The 16019-nt window shown below is 73.9% G+C and carries 20 protein-coding genes and 1 pseudogene; 6 read left to right on the top strand and 15 right to left on the bottom strand.

Features of this window, described 5'->3' with window-relative positions; translation table 11 throughout:
* Positions 1-447: pseudogene (locus tag E1193_RS21805) on the top strand (hypothetical protein); the annotation flags it as partial.
* 9 nt (positions 448-456) lie between these two features.
* Here E1193_RS21805 and E1193_RS21800 read toward each other — a convergent pair.
* The 4 genes from E1193_RS21800 to E1193_RS21785 form a co-directional block, all read right to left on the bottom strand.
* A complete protein-coding gene (locus tag E1193_RS21800) occupies positions 457-996 on the bottom strand; it encodes an ATPase (RefSeq protein WP_132185047.1) in 540 nt (179 codons plus the stop codon).
* A gap of 118 nt (positions 997-1114) precedes the next feature.
* A complete protein-coding gene (locus E1193_RS21795) occupies positions 1115-1561 on the bottom strand; it encodes a response regulator (protein ID WP_132185046.1) in 447 nt (148 codons plus the stop codon).
* 75 nt (positions 1562-1636) lie between these two features.
* A complete protein-coding gene (locus E1193_RS21790; protein ID WP_132185045.1) occupies positions 1637-1984 on the bottom strand; it encodes an STAS domain-containing protein in 348 nt (115 codons plus the stop codon).
* 87 nt (positions 1985-2071) lie between these two features.
* Positions 2072-3835: a PP2C family protein-serine/threonine phosphatase gene (locus E1193_RS21785; RefSeq protein WP_132185044.1), complete on the bottom strand. Its 1764-nt coding sequence runs from the start codon at positions 3833-3835 to the stop codon at positions 2072-2074.
* Between the two features lie 206 nt (positions 3836-4041).
* Here E1193_RS21785 and E1193_RS21780 point away from each other — a divergent pair, with 206 nt between their 5' ends.
* Positions 4042-4443: an STAS domain-containing protein gene (locus E1193_RS21780; protein WP_243707823.1), complete on the top strand. Its 402-nt coding sequence runs from the start codon at positions 4042-4044 to the stop codon at positions 4441-4443.
* Positions 4444-4572: 129 nt separating this feature from the next.
* Here the strand turns inward: E1193_RS21780 and E1193_RS21775 are convergent, their stop codons facing one another.
* Complete coding sequence (locus tag E1193_RS21775) at positions 4573-4881, bottom strand: hypothetical protein (RefSeq protein WP_132185042.1); 309 nt, start codon at positions 4879-4881, stop codon at positions 4573-4575.
* A 219-nt stretch (positions 4882-5100) separates the two neighbouring features.
* On the opposite strand from E1193_RS21775, the gene E1193_RS21770 reads away from it, so the two are divergent.
* Positions 5101-6078, top strand: coding sequence for a DUF2267 domain-containing protein (locus E1193_RS21770; RefSeq protein WP_132185041.1), 978 nt, complete (start codon positions 5101-5103; stop codon positions 6076-6078).
* Between the two features lie 78 nt (positions 6079-6156).
* A complete protein-coding gene (locus E1193_RS21765) occupies positions 6157-6948 on the top strand; it encodes a fused MFS/spermidine synthase (RefSeq protein WP_132185040.1) in 792 nt (263 codons plus the stop codon).
* A gap of 75 nt (positions 6949-7023) precedes the next feature.
* Here the strand turns inward: E1193_RS21765 and E1193_RS21760 are convergent, their stop codons facing one another.
* Complete coding sequence (locus E1193_RS21760) at positions 7024-8328, bottom strand: NAD(P)/FAD-dependent oxidoreductase (RefSeq protein WP_132185039.1); 1305 nt, start codon at positions 8326-8328, stop codon at positions 7024-7026.
* A gap of 153 nt (positions 8329-8481) precedes the next feature.
* Here E1193_RS21760 and E1193_RS32035 point away from each other — a divergent pair, with 153 nt between their 5' ends.
* On the top strand, positions 8482-8643 hold the full coding sequence (locus tag E1193_RS32035) for a hypothetical protein (protein WP_165945798.1): 162 nt from the start codon (positions 8482-8484) through the stop codon (positions 8641-8643).
* 104 nt (positions 8644-8747) lie between these two features.
* Here the strand turns inward: E1193_RS32035 and E1193_RS21755 are convergent, their stop codons facing one another.
* The 5 genes from E1193_RS21755 to E1193_RS21735 form a co-directional block, all read right to left on the bottom strand.
* Positions 8748-9035, bottom strand: a complete 288-nt coding sequence (locus E1193_RS21755; RefSeq protein ID WP_132185038.1) for a DUF6510 family protein — start codon at positions 9033-9035, stop codon at positions 8748-8750.
* Positions 9036-9052: 17 nt separating this feature from the next.
* A complete protein-coding gene (locus tag E1193_RS21750) occupies positions 9053-9802 on the bottom strand; it encodes a ferredoxin reductase (protein WP_207922797.1) in 750 nt (249 codons plus the stop codon).
* Between the two features lies 1 nt (position 9803).
* The gene (locus E1193_RS21745; RefSeq protein WP_207922799.1) at positions 9804-10394 is read right to left on the bottom strand and encodes a sulfite oxidase-like oxidoreductase; all 591 of its coding nucleotides are present in this window, start codon (positions 10392-10394) and stop codon (positions 9804-9806) included.
* 103 nt (positions 10395-10497) lie between these two features.
* Positions 10498-11514, bottom strand: coding sequence for a TerC family protein (locus E1193_RS21740; RefSeq protein WP_132185035.1), 1017 nt, complete (start codon positions 11512-11514; stop codon positions 10498-10500).
* Positions 11515-11731: 217 nt separating this feature from the next.
* The gene (locus E1193_RS21735; protein ID WP_132185034.1) at positions 11732-12145 is read right to left on the bottom strand and encodes a DUF2267 domain-containing protein; all 414 of its coding nucleotides are present in this window, start codon (positions 12143-12145) and stop codon (positions 11732-11734) included.
* Positions 12146-12320: 175 nt separating this feature from the next.
* Between E1193_RS21735 and E1193_RS21730 the strand changes: the two genes are divergently transcribed.
* Positions 12321-12590, top strand: a complete 270-nt coding sequence (locus tag E1193_RS21730) for a DUF2795 domain-containing protein (protein WP_132185033.1) — start codon at positions 12321-12323, stop codon at positions 12588-12590.
* A 294-nt stretch (positions 12591-12884) separates the two neighbouring features.
* Here the strand turns inward: E1193_RS21730 and E1193_RS21725 are convergent, their stop codons facing one another.
* The 4 genes from E1193_RS21725 to E1193_RS21710 all read right to left on the bottom strand — a co-directional run.
* Positions 12885-13538 carry a hypothetical protein gene (locus E1193_RS21725; RefSeq protein WP_207922798.1) on the bottom strand — a complete coding sequence of 218 codons (654 nt, stop codon included), beginning with the start codon at positions 13536-13538 and terminating at the stop codon, positions 12885-12887.
* A gap of 49 nt (positions 13539-13587) precedes the next feature.
* Positions 13588-14559: a pirin family protein gene (locus tag E1193_RS21720; RefSeq protein ID WP_132185031.1), complete on the bottom strand. Its 972-nt coding sequence runs from the start codon at positions 14557-14559 to the stop codon at positions 13588-13590.
* Positions 14560-14626: 67 nt separating this feature from the next.
* Positions 14627-15571, bottom strand: coding sequence for a hypothetical protein (locus tag E1193_RS21715; RefSeq protein WP_243707822.1), 945 nt, complete (start codon positions 15569-15571; stop codon positions 14627-14629).
* A 132-nt stretch (positions 15572-15703) separates the two neighbouring features.
* Positions 15704-16019: cellulose binding domain-containing protein (locus tag E1193_RS21710; RefSeq protein ID WP_207922796.1), on the bottom strand; the 316-nt coding region annotated here is incomplete at its 5' end.

Raw genomic sequence — 16019 nt, 5'->3', positions numbered from 1 at the left:
CGACCCACCCGGCCCCGACCCGTCGCCGGTCTCACCCAGACACAGATGGACAACGCCAAGGTGATCGTCGACGTGGGCGTTGGCATGGGCGTGCCGAAACGGGGCCTGGTGATCGCCGTCGCCACCGCCATACAGGAGAGCAACCTGTACAACCTGGCCAGCGAGGTGCTGCCCGAGTCTTTCGACCACCCGCACCAGGGCAGCGGCGCCGACCACGACTCGGTCGGGCTGTTCCAGCAGCGTCCGAGCAGCGGCTGGGGCACGGTGGCCCAACTCATGCACCCCGCCTACGCCGCCCGGGCGTTCTACGCCGCCCTGGCTGGGGTTCCGGGCTGGCAGGACATGAGCGTCACCGCCGCCGCACAGGCCGTGCAGATCTCCGCCTTCCCCGGCGCGTACGCGAAGCACGAGGGTCCGGCCCGTACGGTGGTCGCGGCGCTGACCTGAGCCGGACGCTCAGGCCACCCGGGTGCCCGGCTCCGGTCGCTCCACCGACACCTCGGAGGTTCCGGTGGCGATCCGGGTCGCCGGCACCCCGCCCGCCGACGCCGCGGCGGTCGGCGTGTCGGCCGGCACCACGGTCGTGGGCACGCCGGCCAGGACCCGGTCCGCCCGCGCCTCGCGGCGGCGACGTTCGTGCAGCGCCGCCTCGAACTCCCGGCGGGCCCGCACGGCCTCGGCGTACGCCCGCTCCCGTACCTGCCGAGCCTCCTCCCGCGCCGCCTCGAGCTCGCCGCGGGCCCGTGCGAGGATCTCGCCAGCCTCCCGCTCCGCGGCCGACGCGTCCCGCCAGGCAGACGCCGGGGCGCCGCCGGTGGCCAGGTCGACCAGCCCGCGCAGCAGTGTCGCCTCCTGCCGGATCTGGTCCCACTCCCGGCCGGCGCCGGCAGCCGCCTCGGCCCGCGCGGCCAGCCGGGTCAACCGGACGCCCAACTCGTCGAGGCAGGAATCGACCTGCCGGCAGTCGTAGCCGGTGTCAACGACGGAGAATCCCATGCTGTCGCCCCCCCAGGAAGCTGTCCTCTGTTCCCCAGCTCGATCCTGGCGCGCGGCGACGTCCCCCGGAGGGGTTCGGGAAAAATGTTCAGCAACTGAGCGTTGGCGTCGGTGTGGGTCAGGTCCGTTTGGGCAGCACGACCACCCGACCGAAGAACTCGTCGATGCGACGCACCACGTCGTTGAAGTCGTCCAGGTCGATCGGCTTCGTCACGTACGCGTTGGCCTGCAACGTGTAGCTGCCGACGATGTCGTTGTCGGCGTTGGAGGTGGTGAGCACGACGATCGGGATGGTCCGCAGGTCCTCGTCCCGCTTGACCTCGCCGAGCACCTGCCGCCCGTCCATCCGCGGCATGTTCAGGTCCAGCAGGATGACGTCCGGCCGCCGGGCCTCGGTGTGCCGCCCCTCGCGGCGAAGAAACTCCATCGCCTCCTGGCCGTCGTTGACCACGTCGATGACCTTCTCGATCTCCGAGTCCTCGAGAGCCTCCTCGATCATCAGGACGTCGCCCGGGTCGTCGTCGACGACCAGGATGCGGACGGGGTTCGCAGCGCCTGGACCCATGGGGTTCCCACCTGCCTCGTGTCGGCGGTCGGGCAGCCACCTGCCCGGTCGCCCGCTGGCGGGGAATCTAGCCGATCAGGGCCGCGACCGCGCTGTCGGGTCCATCGTGTCCGGAACGTAGCGGAGCACGTCGGCCAGCCCGGTGACCTGGAGCACCCGGTCCACCCGGCCGGTCGCCCCGGTCAGCCGCAGCCAGCCCCCGGCTGCGGAGGCACGGTTGTCCCCGCGGACGAACGCCGCGATGCCGGTGGAATCGCAGAAGGTCAGCTCGGACAGGTCGAGCAGCAGGTGGCGTGCGCCTTCGGCGGCCAGTCGGTCGATCGTGTCGTTGAGCTCACCCGAGGTGCTCAGGTCCAGCTCCCCCGCCAGCCGCAGGCGCACCCCACCGCCGTCGCGCGGGCTGTGCGTGACGGTGAACGTCAATGTCGTCCCTCTCACTCGCACCACAGGCGAACCCTTGCAGTGGAGCAAGTATAAGCAATGGCCCGCCGGGCGACGGAACCGCCGCGATCAGCAGCGGGTGTCGTGGTGGCCCGCGACAGTGGACCTGCCGAGTAGGGCGGGCACGGCATACAGGTGCCGCCGCGGGCGTGGGGCCGGGCCGGTGGCCCGCAACGCCAGCACGGCGATGTCGTCGTGGTCCCCGTGAGCCAGCCAGTCGCAGGTCACCTGCTCGATCCGCTCGGCGAGCGCCGGAGCCGGCTCCCGGTGACAACCGGTCAGTGCGTTGGCCAGTCGCTCCTGCCCGAACTGCTCGTCACCTCGATGGCCGCCCCGCGCCTCGGTCACCCCGTCGCTGTAGAGCAGGCAGGTCTCGCCGGGCTCCAGATGCACGCTCACCTCGCCGACGCGGGGATCGGGGACCACACCGATCAGCATCCCGCTCAACGGCACCGTCTCGACCTCGCCGGTGGCGCGCAGCACCAGCGGCGGCAGGTGGCCGCCGCCGGCCATGGTCAGGCAGAGACCCCCCGCACGCCGGGGCCGAACCACGCCGAGCACCACGGTGGCGAACCGCCCCTGGCCGCGGGCCTGGTCGGTCGTAGACAGCAACGCGTCGTTGAGCAGCGTCACCAGCCGGCCCGGTTGCGTCTCCACCCGGTGCAGCGCCTGTAGGGACTGCCGTAACTGGCCGGTGAAGACCGCCGCCTCGACCCCCTTGCCCGAGACGTCGCCGAGGAAGAAGACCGCGCCGCCGTCCGGCAGCCGGTGCGATCCGTAGAAGTCCCCGCCGATGCGCAGACTGGCCCGCGTCGGCCGGTACGCCGTACCCCACTGGACGCCCGCGACGGTGACCGGCTCGACCGGCAGCAGGCTCGCCTGCAGGGTGTCGGCGAACTCGGCCTGGTCGCGGTGGAGCGCCGCCGTGGTCAGCGCCGCACCGGCCCTCTGCGCGAAGGCGCGCACCAGCTCGACGTCGTCGCGCCAGCGGGATCGATGCCACGCGACCAACAGCACGGCCATGGGGCCGTCCCGGCCCGGCAGCGGCACCACCCGGGCGGCGACCTGGCGGGCCGTCAACCCCGCCAGCCAGCCTGCCGCCACGGCCTGCTCGACCAGCTGCTCAGCGGCGTCCGGCTCGGCGCCGGAGAGCCCCTCGACGATCGCCGAGGGCAGCGCGGTGGCGTGGAGCGTCCCGCTGTCCACCGCCGGCGCCTCGCCGTCGGCCCCGCTCGCCCGCCACCAGCGGGCCCGCCCGGAGCGGGGGGCCACCACCAGCACGGCGACCTCGGCCAGGGTGGGCACGGCCAGCCGAACCACCGCCGCGGCGGCCCGGTCGGGGTGCAGCGGGTTGCCGAGCTTCTCGCCGACCACGGTGAGGAAGGCCGAGCGGGCGCGCTCGGCCAGCAGCGCGTCGGCCTGACCGACAGTCTCGGTTACGTCCTCGACGTAGTGGCAGCTGCGGGCACCGGACAGAGGGATCCGCCGCACCCGCAGCCGACGGCCGCGGTGGGCGAACTGCTCGGCGCCACCCGGCCCGAGCCCCGCCACGTCGGAGGCGACCAACGGCCGCCCCGCGACCACCTCGGGCAGCAGGCGCTCGGCCACCGGGCTGAGGTGGCGCACCACACCGTCGGCATCGCAAACGATCAGGCCCTCCCGGAAGTGCCCGAGCACCCGGGACCAGTCGGGCTCGTGATCGGGAGTCAGCGGCGGCAGCGCGGACGCGGGCCGACCGGCGGCCTCGGACGAGCCCGCCGCGGCCCGCGCGGCACTCGGCGTGGGAGTCCCTCCGGCGCCCGGGTCCGAGCCCCTGGCGTCGGCAGCAGTCACCGGCTGAGCCCCACTCCTCGTGTCGGCACCCGTGTTGGCGGAACGGCGTGTCCCGATCCCCCGCAGCAACCCTACGCCGATGTTCCGGTACCGCCACGGCACGCCGGCCCCCGGGCCCGGTGCGCGTCCCCAGCGGGGCGGAACCGGGGTTGTTACGATCCTGAGAAGTCCCTGCCCCATCGGCAGCCTGCGGAAAGGTGATCGTGGTGTCCGCTGGGAGGAAGCCCGAGGCGACTCCACTGAGCGTGTACGTCGACCGTTCGGATCCGCACGCGCCGGTCATCTCGGTCGGCGGCGACCTCGCGTTCACCACCGCCGGGCCACTGCGCGCCGAGATCGACCGGGCGCTCGGCGAACGCCCGGCGGCCATCGTGCTGGACTTCGCCGACCTGCTCTTCATCGACAGCACCGGGCTGTCGGTGATCGTGCACGCGTGGCGGGAGGGGCAGCAGTGCGGCACCACCCTCCGGCTGCGGTCCACCCCGCGCTTCCTGGACACCATCCTCGACATGACCGGCGTCGCCGGGTTGCTGGCGCGACCGCTGGCGGCCCCGGGCGTCGAGCGCTCCGGGACGGGACTCCCCGGCAGGCCTGCCGCGACCGCCTGAGCGCGCGGCGTCGGACCGCCCGCTCACCGGATCCGCCTCCGGCTCGACTGCTGGTCGTAATGGCCCGAGCGACCCCCGGCGGGGTGGCCCCCGACCCTGGGACCAGGGGTCGGGGGCCGGGAGGAGGGTCTAGGCGGTCACCGGCTGCAGCCGTGGGCCGTTCTCCCGCGCGGAAACGGTCGGTGCGTCGGCGTCCTCCGGCGGACCGGAATCGGGCGTCTGAAACAGGTACCGGACGAACTCCCCACCCACCTCGTTGTCGTCCGATCCGGGCCACTGGCCGGCGCAGTCCATGCCGACCACCTCGCGGGCGGACCCGTCGGACTCCTCGACCATCGCCCAGAGGCTCACCGGGTAGCAGCGGGTGGCCTCGGGCGTGATCTGCCAGCGGGCGTACCAGCCGGGACGGGCGGGAACGATCTCGACGATCCTCTTCATGACGACCTTCCCCTCCGCGTTGCCCGGAAGACCTCCGGTCGACCTCCGGTCGATGCGTTGCCCGGAAGGCCTCCGGTCGATCCGATCGTGCGTCCGGCCCGGGTGAGCATCCCTCACCCGGCGCGAGTGAACCCGGCTGCGGGATGGAACCCGTTACCTTCCACGGCCGGACGGGAACGCCAACGGCGACGGTGAACCCGACAGGGAGCGAGGTCGACCATGCGCAAGCAGATGGAGGGCGACAACCAGCGCCGCCGGGCCCTGGCCCGCCAGGCCCGCGAGCAGGGTCGGCAGCCCAGCGAGACGGGCAGCACGCTGAGCGCGTCCAAGCAGCTCACCAGCCTGGGCCGGGGCAAGCGGTCCGGTCCGCCGCCGGCCGGCCGGCACAAGCCGGACCCCACACGGGGTGGACCCGCGCCGCCGGCCACCGCCGTGGTGACAACCGGACGGCCCCGCCCGGATCCCGGCCAGAGCACGCCAGAGGTCACTCCGATGGGCTACCGCGAACTGGTTGACGAGGTGAGCCGGCGCGCCGGGGTGGACTTCCGTACCGCGAAGGTCGGCGCCGAGGCCACCGTACTCGCCCTGGCCTGGGCGCTCGGCGAACAGGAACGCGCCCGGCTGCTGGCGGCCGTGCCGGTGTCGCTGCACGACGTGGTGCCATTCGACGGCATCGAACGGCACCGCGACCTGCCTGGCTTCCTGGCCGAGGTGGGCCGGATCAGCGGACGCTCCCCGGAGCAGGCCCGGTACCAGGCGGAAGCGACCCTCGCGGCGCTCGCCGCGCACGACGGCGACCTCGTCGGGTCGCTGGACGTGCCGGACGGGTTGCGCGACCTGCTCGGCGCGGCCGAGGTCGGTGGAGGCCTGGTGGGCGCGTCGAGCGCCACCGCGCCGTTGACCGAGGCGGAGCTGCGGGACGCCCTGGACGACCTGCCCTACTGGTCCAGCGACCGGCGGTCGCTGGTGCGGACCATCGAGCTGCCGCCGAGCAACCTGGACCGGGTGCTCGACCGACTCGACCTGCTGCGCGCCGACACCGGTCGAGGGCCGCAGATCGGCAGGCCCGACCCGGACAACGCGGTGCTGACCGTCCGCAGCCAGCGGGCCGACGCGGTGACCGCCGCCGACGTCGATCTGGCCCACCGGATCGACGACGCGATCGAGGAGGCCGGCGCCGGCATGGCCGGCGGGTAGGCCAGCGGCCGGGGCCGGTGGGCCACGACGGCCGCCGGCCCCGGCCGGGCGGTCGGGGTCTGGGCTAGCCTGCCGCGCATGGACAGCCCCGCCGACGACCCGCTGGAGCTGGTCGCCGACCCGGCCCGACCAACCGGCCACGCCCTGCTCGCCGAAGGTGTGGCCCAGTCGTACGTCGACGTCGCCGACCCCCGCCACCTGCACTTCGAGTACGTCCGGCGGATGGCGGCGCTGGTCGACCTGGCCGCACCGCCCGGCATTCCCCGGGACGTGCTGCACCTCGGCGGTGGCGCGCTGACCCTGCCCCGGTACGTCGCGGCCACCCGCCCCGGGTCGGCGCAGCGGGTGGTGGAGCGGGACGCGGCGGTGGTGGACCTCGTCGCCCGCCGGCTGCCGGCGCTGCCGCCCGAGGTACGTGTCGAGGTGGCCGACGCCCGGGACGCGGTGGCCGCGACCCCGTCCCGGCGGTACGACCTGGTGCTGTCCGACATCTACCGGGGCGCCCGGATGCCGGGGCACGTGGCGAGCCGGGAGTTCGCCGCCGAGGTGGCCCGGACGCTGCGAGCCGACGGGGTCTACCTGGTCAACGTCACCGATCTGCCGCCGTTGGTCTTCGCCCGGGTGCAGGCCGCCACGCTCGGCGCGGTCTTCGCCGACGTGTGCCTGGTGGCCGACCGTCGGATGCTGCGGGGGCGCCGCTACGGCAACGTGGTGCTCGCCGCCGCGCACCGCCCGGGCCGGTTGCCGGTTGACCGGCTCGCCACCCGGGTGGCCGCCGACCCGGTGCCTGGCGGGGTGCTGCACGGTGCGGCGCTGGCCGCGTTCGTCGGCGGCGCCCGCCCGGCCACCGACGACGACCTGCTGGCCTGAGCCGCCGGCCAGGTCGTCGGCCCGGAGCCGAACCCGTCAACGTCGCGCCGGCGGTTACTCGTCCCGGTCCGTCGGCTACGACCGGGCGTGCACGGGAACCTCCGGTGAGGAACTCTCCAGCGGCACGGCGTGCGCCGGCACCAGTCCCAGTTGGGTGGCCGAGCGGGTCAGCACGGCGTCGAGCACCCAGTCGGCACCGACCCGGGCCCGGTTGCCCGGCATCGCCAGCAGGTGGTAGCCACGGGTCACGGCCTTGGCGGGCAGCCCGGACAGCGGCACCTTGAGCGGGTTCGCCGCCGCGTCCCTGCCGCCGAGGTCCACCACCCAGCCGAGGTCGTGGTGCTTGTACGGCCTGCGCCGGCCCTGGCCGTACGAGGCGGCGATGTTGTGCGCGGCGAGCTTGCCCTGGCGCTGGGCGTGCTGGGCGGTCATCGTGCAGATCTCCCCGGGGCGGGTGACGTCCGGCACGGCGGCGGCGTCGCCGCAGGCGTACACCTCGGGGAAGCCGGGGACGTTGAGGTACTCGTCGGTCACCAACCGGCCCTTCTCGGTGCGCAGGCCCAGCTCGGCGACGAACGGGTCGGGCCGTACCCCGACGCACCAGACCAGGGTGCAGGTGGGGATGTAGTCACCGTCGGTGAGCTTCACCCCGTCGGCGGTCGCCTCAGCGACCGAGGTGCCCATCCGCACGTCCACGCCACGGCGACGCAGCACCCGGTCGGCCGTCTGCGACATCCGCTGGTCCAGCTCCGGCAGGGGCCGTGGGGCCACGTCGAGCAGCATCCAGCGGGGCCGGACCGTGAGTCGTGGCCGCTGGGCGTGCAACGCGTCGGTGAACAGCTGGCCGTGCGCGGCCACCTCGGTGCCGGTGTATCCGGCGCCGACCACCACGAAGGTGGCCCGGGCCCGCTGCTCGGCCGGATCTTCGGCCTGTTCCGCCCGTTCGATCTGGCGGATCACGTGGTCGTGCAGGTAGACCGCTTCGGGCAGCCCACGGAAGCCGTGCGCGTACTCGGTGACGCCGGGGATCGGCAGGAGCTTGTTGACACTGCCGACGGAGAGCACCAACCGGTCGTAGGCGATTCGCCCCCGGTCCCCCTCGGGCTGGGTGAAACCGACCCACCGGTTGCGCAGGTCGACCTGGTCGGCCTCCCCGACGATCACGCGTACCCCGGGCAGGGTGCCGGCGAGCGGCACCGAGATCCGGGTCGGCTCCACCACCCCGGCGGCCACCTCCGGCAACAGCGGCAGGTAGAGGAAGTAGTCGGTCGAGTTGAGCAACACGATCTCGGCCCGGTCGCAAGCCAGCCGGGTCAACGTCTTCGCCGCGTGGTAACCGGCGAACCCGGCCCCCACGATCACCACACGAGGTTTGGTCATGCCTGTGGCCGTTCCCCCCGAACGGGGCGGCAAACGTCATGCGGGGCCGGGCGCCGCCCACGCCGGTCACCACACCCGGGTGGGGTCGCTTCACCCGGGTGGCGTGGAGGGTGGATGCGCACCGTCCGTCCGACTCCCGGGAGGGGACACGCCATGACCGTGCCGATGTCCAACGACCAGCGCCAGCCGATCTACCTGCGGCAGAGCGGACGTAAGCAGCTCACGCCCCGGCAGCGCCGGCGGGTCGAGCAGAAGCAGGGGCGGATCGAACGCCTCGGCGGGCAGTCCCGCCGCTCGCGCGGCCCCGGCCGGTGACCACGCGGGGCACGGGCGACCACCGCGGGTGACCACCCCGACGGGGGCACCCGCGGGCGGCGGTCGGCCCCGTCCCCGGTCGCGGCGTGGGCCCGCTGCGTGAATCAGCCGGCCCAGGGCCGGTCCAGGGGCATCGGCACCTCCAGGAAGGTGGCGCCGCGCAGATCCAGCCAGGCCCGGTCGGGGGCCCGGACCAGCCGCAGCATCACCTCGGCGCAGGAGGGGCAACGGCCCACCAGGCCGGGCGCGTGGGAGTAGACGCGCAGCCGGGCCATCGGGCCGACCATCCCGCAGGACTGGCAACGCCCGGTGGCGGCGCTGAGGTCGACGGCGAACACCTCGCGTAACGGGCCGTCGAGCATGTTGCCGTCCAGGTACGACATGTCGGTCATCGGGCCTCCTCGCCCCCTCAGCCGGTGGGGCCGAAGCGTTCGGTGCGGACCCGCCGGGTCTGGTGGCCCAGCCCGACCAGCAGGTCCGCCACGGTCTCCACGAAGCCGGTGGGGCCACAGACGTAGCAGAGCGGCTCCAGCTCGGGCGGCCAGCCGTGGGTGTTCACGTCGGCCAGGCCGATTCGGTGCGGTTCGCCGCGCCAGCCCTCGGGCGCCTCGCGGGTGTACACGTACGCCACGTCGAGGCCCTGGTCGTCGCGGAGGCGGTGGCGCAGCTCGTCGGCGTAGAAGACGTCGGCCGGGGTGCGCACCGAGTAGAGCAGCCGGAACGGCGCCCGGCTGCCGGCGGCCCGGCGGGCGCGGATCATCGCCATCAGCGGCACCACCCCGGAACCACCGGCAACCAGCAGCACCGGCGCGGTCTCCACCGGCCGCCAGACGAACCATCCGCCGACCGGGCCCCGCACCTCCACCGGGTCGCCCACGGCGTACACGTCGATCAGGTACGGCGACACCTCGCCGTCGGGCACCTTCTGCACGGTCAACGCGATCCGGTCGCCGTCGCCCGGCCCCGCCAGCGAGTACGACCGGGCCGCCTGGTAGCCGTCCTCGGCGGTCAGCCGCACGTCGACGTGCTGCCCGGGCAGGCTGCCGGGCCAACCCGGCACGTCGAGGACGAGGGTCTGCGCGGTCGGCGTCTCCACCCGGCGCTCCACGAGCCGGGCCACCCGCCAGGTAAGCGGCCCGCCGGTGGTGGTCGCGGCCACCTCAGTCGCCCTGGTAGCGCTGCTCGCGCCACGGGTCGCCGTAGTCGTGGTAGCCGGCGGTCTCCCAGAAGCCGGGTCGGTCGTCAACGAGCAGCCGGACACCATGCACCCACTTCGCGGACTTCCAGAAGTACAGGTGCGGCACCAGCAGCCGGGCCGGCCCGCCGTGCTCGGCCGACAGGGGACCGCCGTCGTACGTGTGAACCACCCAGGCGCGGCCGCCCCGCAGGTCGTCCAGCGGCAGGTTGGTGGTGTAACCGCCGTACGAGTGGACCAGTGCGTACCGGGCGGTGGTGTCGACGCCGTCGAGCAGGGTGTCCAGCGACACCCCCTGCCAACGGGTGCCGAGCTTGGACCAGCGGGTGACGCAGTGGATGTCCACCGTCGGCGCCTCCTGCGGCAGCCCGATCAGTTCCGGCCAGGTCCAGCGGAACTCCGCGCCGGTCTCGGTGCTGAGCACGAACTCCCAGCCGTCGAGCGGCACCTTCGGTGTCGGCCCGGCCGAGAGCACCGGGAAATCCTCGGTCAGGTACTGCCCTGGCGGCAGGGCCGGCCCGCTGGTGCGGCGCCGGCCCTGGAACCCGGGTGACACGATTCCCACCCGTCAGTCCTACCACCGCCAGCGGGGGTCGGCCTTCCTTTCCCGCGTACCCCGCCGCCGGCGCCCCAGCAGGACGCCGGCGGTGGCCGCGGCGTCAGTGCCGCTCGACGACGACCTCGCGCTCGCCGGAGGCCGCGTGGCGGGTGGCCCGCAGGCTGGTCAGGGTGACGACGGCCAGGACGCCGATGATGACGCCGAGGGAGGCCAGCGTCGGGATCTCCGGCACCCCGGACCAGATGCCGTGAGCCCAGTGCAGGCCGAGCTTGACACCGATGAAGGCCAGGATGACGGCCAGACCGTAGCTGAGGTGCACCAGCCGGCTCAGCGCCGCGTGCAGCACGAAGTACAGCGCCCGCAGGCCGAGCAGCGCGAAGGCGTTGGTGGCGAAGACCAGGTACGGGTCCTCGGTGATGCCGTAGACGGCGGGCACCGAGTCGACCGCGAAGACCACGTCGGTGGCGAGGACCGCGACCACCACGAGGGCCATCGGGGTCAGCGCCCGGCGGCCCTCGTGCCGGATGACCATCCTCGGGCCGTGGTACTCGTCGACCACCGGCATGAACCTGCGCAGCAGCCGCACCGACCGCATCCTGTTGATGTCGACCTCCTGCTCGTGCCCGGAGAGGGCGTCGCGCAGCAGCTTGACCGCGGTGGCGATCAGGATGACGGCGAAGAGCAGGAAGGCGAAGTCGAGGGTCTGCAACGCGGCCGCGCCCAGGGCGATGAAGACCGCGCGGAGCACCAGCGCGCCGGCGATGCCGTAGAGCAGCACCCGCTGGGCCAGCACGGTGGGCACCGCGAACGCCGCCAGCAGCAGCATGAAGACGAAGAGGTTGTCGACCGAGAGGGACTTCTCGACCAGGTACCCGGTGAGGTACTCGAGGCCCTGCTGGGATCCGTGCCGCGACCAGAGCCAGCCGCCGAAGGCCAGCGGCAGCGCGACGTAGAACGCCGACCAGCCGAGAGCCTCTCGGATCGACACCTCGTGCGGGCGCCGGGTCACCACGAAGTCGAGCACCAGCAGGGCGAGCACGCCCGCGATGGTGACCGCCCAGAGCGTGGGCGTGCCGACCGACTGGAGATCGGCGGCCAGATACGACACATCCGTCATGGAGCCTCCTCGAACACCGTGCCATGTTCGAGGTCTCCTTCACCCACGTTCGTGTGGGCAACCACCCGAGGCGTGCCCGGAGCACGCCGTACTGACCGGCATGGTTCGTGGGAAGTACTCCCCTCGTGCCGTTCAGATTAGGGCAGGTCGCGACCGACCGCCAAACCGGCTACTTGCCCTGGCCAAGGGCGGGATGCCGGCTCGGACCACCGGCGGGTCAGGCCGGGCGCAGCAGGGTCGCGCCGGGGGCCAGCGCCGGCTCGACCATGCCGCGGTAGTCGCGCGGCAACTGCGTCACCACATCGTCGAACTCGCCACCGCTGATCGCCTCGCGCAGCGTGGTGAAGACCGCCCGCACCGCGTCGCGGGCCACCGCCTCGTCCACGCCGGCCCGCCGCCCGACCCGGGCCACGAACTCGGCCGCGCCGAACCGGTCGGCCGCCTCGGTGCTCGGGCTCGGCCTGAGGACCAACCGCAACGGCACGGGCAGCTGAGTGGCGAGGTCGAGCACCTCCCCGCCGGTCAGCCGCTCGGCGAGGGTCTCCAGCGTGGCCCGGGTCAACGCCACCGCCCGCTCGGAGTCGCTCCGGGTCCGCCGAGCCACCTGGTCGACGAAGGTGTCGTAGTTCATCGAGCTCCCTTCGGCGTCGTGAGGGGTCGCGTACCCGTCGTCCGGTCGCCGAAACGGCGTCCCCGGTGGCGGGATCGGCGCGAGATTCCCGGCACGGGCGGCGCGTGAGGCCCGTCCGGGCGGGTAACCGCCGCCGGTCGTGACCGGAAATCGAGCCGGCGAGGGAGCTCACGCCATGGCGAGTTACAGCGACGTCCTGCACTACCTGTCCGGCCTGGACTACCCGGCGGAGAAGGACGACGTCGTGCGCGAGGCCGAGCGGGCAGGCGCGCCGCCGGAGGTACTCAAGGCGTTGCGGGCGCTGCCCCCGGTGGACTACGCCAACGGCACCGAGGTGGCCCGCTCGGCCGGGATCGACGCCGCTCCCGAGGTCGACGCGTCCCAGCGGGCGGCCCAGGCGCGGGACCGACACCAGCGGGTGTCCCAGCACCTGCGCGGCATCTGATCTCAGCCGGCGGGCAACCGCCGGCACCACGCCCGCCCTACGCCCCGCCGGGAGGGCATGGTCTGCGGTGGGAGCGAGCACAGCCCCGCGAGGCCGGGAACAGGCGGACGCCCCGGGTCGCGAACCGCGACCTGGGGCGTCACCGTGCCTGTCCCTGCGGCTTCACGCCCGAACCGGGTCGCGTACCGCCGGGCAGTGGATGGTCGCCCGAACCGGGCGGGCATCGCTGCCACGACCACCATACGACAAACCATCATCCGTACGGCTGATTTCTGGCAAAGTGTGGGCCGCGCCTCACGTGATCACCTCGGCATAGCGCCGTTCCAGGTCGACCCGGGCGAGCGCCCCGACCAGCCAGGCCAGCCGCTCCGACTCACCGCCGCCGGTCAACTCGGCCAGGTCGTCGGCGGAACGTCCCAGGCCCAGCCGGCGGGCCGCGACGAGGGCCCGCCGGTCCGCGACCGGCGCCACCTCGCGCCACAACGCCTGCGTCTCCCGCAGGAACAGGTCGGCCACCTGGTCGTCCACCCCCGGCAGCGCGGTGAGCAGAGCCCGCTCCCGCGCCGGGTCGTGGCCGGCGGAGGCGCGCAACCGGCGCAGGTCGCCCCGGTAGCAGTCGACGACGGTTCGGGCCAGGTCGCCGAGCACGTCGGCCAACGCCGCGACGTCCCCGCGCTGCCCCGCCTCGCGCAGCACCCGCACCCGGTCGGCGTGCCGCGAGCGGGCCAGCCGGGCGGCGCTGTCCCACCCGTTGCCGGGCAGGGCGTGGGCGGCGTCCAGGGCCCGCCGGAAGTCGCCCCGGCGGGCCAGCAGCACCGCCAGGCAGAGCAGCTGGAACAGGCTCGACGGGTTGTTGGTCACCCGGAAGCCGTACTGTTCGGCGAAACCCCGGCCGCCGCCGGCCAGCCGGCGCACCAGGCGTTTCCGGTCCTCGGTACGGGTGGTCACACTGGTCATGCCGGCGACTACCCGCCCCGGCGGCGGGCACGCCTGCGGGTCAGCCGTGCAGACCGCCCCGGCGGTCCCGGCCCTTGAGCCGGGTGGTCGGCATCTCCGGCGCGGCCAGCGGCGGGGCAGCGTCGTCGGCCACCGTCCCGAACCGGCGACCGGCCATCCAGTCCGCCCGAGCGGCGGCCACCTCCTCGTGCGAGCGGCCCACGAAGTTCCACCACATGACCAGCGGCTCGTCGAACGGCTCGCCGCCGAGCAGCATCAGCCGGCTGTCCGCGTCGGCGGCCACCTCCAGCCGGTCCCGCCCGACACCGAGGTAGAGCAACCCGCCGGGGGTGAGGGCCGATCCGTCGACCTCCGCCGCGCCGGACAGGGCCAGCAGGCCGTACTCGAAGTCGGGCCGCAGCGGCAGCGTGACCCGCGCAGGTCCACGGGCGGTCAGCTGCGCGCCGAGCAGCGGGGTGTGCACCACCGCCGGGGAAGCCTCCCCGACCAGCTCACCGACGAGCAGGGTGACGTCCAGTTCCCCGTCGCGCCACCGCGGCAACTCGGCGTGATGGGCGAAGTCGGCGGCGCCGGCCCGCACCGGGTCGGGCAGGGCCACCCAGAGCTGCACGCCGTGCATCACCGGCGGGTGGGCCGCGGGTGACCGCTCGGAGTGCGCGATGCCGTGCCCGGAGGTCATCACGTTGAGCTGGCCGGGACGGATCGGCTGCACGTTGCCGAGGCTGTCACGGTGCACGATCTCGCCGTCGAGCAGCCAGGTGACGGTCTGCAGGCCGGTGTGCGGATGCGGCGGCACCTCCATACCCGGCCGGTCGGCGACGTCGTCGGGGCCGAAGTGGTCGACGAAGCACCAGGCCCCGACCATTCGGCGCTGCCGCTGCGGCAGCAGCCGGCGCACGGTGGTGTACCGCCCGAGCGGCACATCGTGGCCGGGCAACAGCACGCTGCCCGGATCGGTCGGGGCCGCGCCGGCGGGTCGGGTCTGCGCCGGCAATGACTCGATCCGCTCCATCGCCCGACTCTATGCCAGCGCTGCCGTCGCGCACTGGGGCCAGGTCGACAAGGCCCCCGTGCGGCGCTCAGCCCTCGGTGACCCTGACGGTGTTCGCGCCCGAGACGAGGTCGACGTAGACCCGATCGGTGGCACGGTCCCAGTTCGGCGAGCTGATGACCTTGCCGGAAGCCACCCCGTCACGCCGATCCCCGTACACCGTCACGGTCCCGGCCCCGATGGCGGCCCGGACCCGGACCGGGGGCCGGCCGGGGGCCCGGATGGCGAACTGGTTCACCCCGCCGCTCATCCGGATCGTCAGGGAACCCCGAACCTGCGGCAGTCGCAGGTCGATCCGGGCCGCGCCGCCGACCAGATCCAACCCGGCCAGCCGGGCGGAGCCCAGGTCGATCAGATGCTGGCTGACCCCGCCGAGCAGGCGCAGCCGCCAGACCACCCGCGCGTTGAGCACCACGTCCACGCTGCCCTCACCCTTGCGGCCGGTCTTGGCGACACGCAGCCGCACCCGATCGCCGAGCACCTCCGGGCGGGCCCGGACGGTCGAGTCGGGCGGGGTGCTGATCCGGTAGAGGTCGTCGCCGAGATCCTCGGTACGCAACCGGACCGTGCTCAACCCGTCGACCAGCTCGAACGTCACCTGGCGACGGCCGTCCACCGGCGCGGTCAGCAGTTGGTCGGACGCGGCCGACTGGGCAGCCCCCGATCCGCCCGGCTCGTCCCGGGCGACGGTCGGCGTCACCGGCCGGCCGCCGGAGAAGGCGATGCCGAGCCGGTCGGTGTTGGTCAGGGTGGCCGTGACGGCGAGCCCGCCCAGAGCCAGGACCACGACCGCGGCGGCGGCCAGCAGCCGGGTGCTGCGCGGCCAGGACCGGCGGTCAGCCGGCGGATCACCGACCACCAGCAGACCCGGCACGGGCGGTTCTCCCGTCACCTCCATCTCGGGCTGCCACTGCTGTCCGGAGGTGCCCCCGATCTCCGCACGGTCGCTCTGGCCCGGCTCCGACCCCGCCATACGCTCCCCTTTCACGTCCCCCCGCCACCGTGTACGTAGGTGACAGCCGATCGGATCACCCCTTCCGTGACCGGTCGCCTGCGCCGCGTCGCGGACACCCCCGGCGCTCGACCCGGGCGGGGCGGTGCCGTCTCACAGACCGGTGCAGGGCGTACCGTCCACGGCGCAGCTCCGCGGCGCCTTGACCAGCAGGTCGGCGTCGCGGACGTCGAAGCGGAGCGACCGTGACCCGCCAGCCGGCACCGCCGCCCCGGTGAAGGTGACGACCTGCCCCTCCTGCCGCCACTGCGCGCCGGTGACGCCGCCGACCGTCGCGCTCGGGGCGAGCGTGACGACGAGGCTCCAGTCATCCACCGCGACGCCGCCCGGGTTGTCGATGACCACCTCGGCGGTGTAGCCGAGGACCCGGGTCGACACGGTCGCGTACCGGGCGGCCAGGGCGGGGGGT

Source organism: Micromonospora sp. KC606 (genome assembly GCF_004348675.1).
GTDB lineage: Bacteria > Actinomycetota > Actinomycetes > Mycobacteriales > Micromonosporaceae > Micromonospora.
Note: the sequence above shows the minus strand (reverse complement) of the source record. Positions and strands in the feature narration are given on the sequence as shown.

Bases quoted from the DNA above. Each gene is read 5' to 3' on its own strand.
- E1193_RS21800 (WP_132185047.1), bottom strand. From the start codon at position 996: ATGGGATTCTCCGTCGTTGACACCGGCTACGACTGCCGGCAGGTCGAT.
- E1193_RS21795 (WP_132185046.1), bottom strand. From the start codon at position 1,561: ATGGGTCCAGGCGCTGCGAACCCCGTCCGCATCCTGGTCGTCGACGAC.
- E1193_RS21775 (WP_132185042.1), bottom strand. From the start codon at position 4,881: ATGAAGAGGATCGTCGAGATCGTTCCCGCCCGTCCCGGCTGGTACGCC.
- E1193_RS21770 (WP_132185041.1), top strand. From the start codon at position 5,101: ATGCGCAAGCAGATGGAGGGCGACAACCAGCGCCGCCGGGCCCTGGCC.
- E1193_RS21765 (WP_132185040.1), top strand. From the start codon at position 6,157: ATGGACAGCCCCGCCGACGACCCGCTGGAGCTGGTCGCCGACCCGGCC.
- E1193_RS21760 (WP_132185039.1), bottom strand. From the start codon at position 8,328: ATGACCAAACCTCGTGTGGTGATCGTGGGGGCCGGGTTCGCCGGTTAC.
- E1193_RS32035 (WP_165945798.1), top strand. From the start codon at position 8,482: ATGACCGTGCCGATGTCCAACGACCAGCGCCAGCCGATCTACCTGCGG.
- E1193_RS21755 (WP_132185038.1), bottom strand. From the start codon at position 9,035: ATGACCGACATGTCGTACCTGGACGGCAACATGCTCGACGGCCCGTTA.
- E1193_RS21740 (WP_132185035.1), bottom strand. From the start codon at position 11,514: ATGACGGATGTGTCGTATCTGGCCGCCGATCTCCAGTCGGTCGGCACG.
- E1193_RS21735 (WP_132185034.1), bottom strand. From the start codon at position 12,145: ATGAACTACGACACCTTCGTCGACCAGGTGGCTCGGCGGACCCGGAGC.
- E1193_RS21730 (WP_132185033.1), top strand. From the start codon at position 12,321: ATGGCGAGTTACAGCGACGTCCTGCACTACCTGTCCGGCCTGGACTAC.
- E1193_RS21720 (WP_132185031.1), bottom strand. From the start codon at position 14,559: ATGGAGCGGATCGAGTCATTGCCGGCGCAGACCCGACCCGCCGGCGCG.
- E1193_RS21715 (WP_243707822.1), bottom strand. From the start codon at position 15,571: ATGGCGGGGTCGGAGCCGGGCCAGAGCGACCGTGCGGAGATCGGGGGC.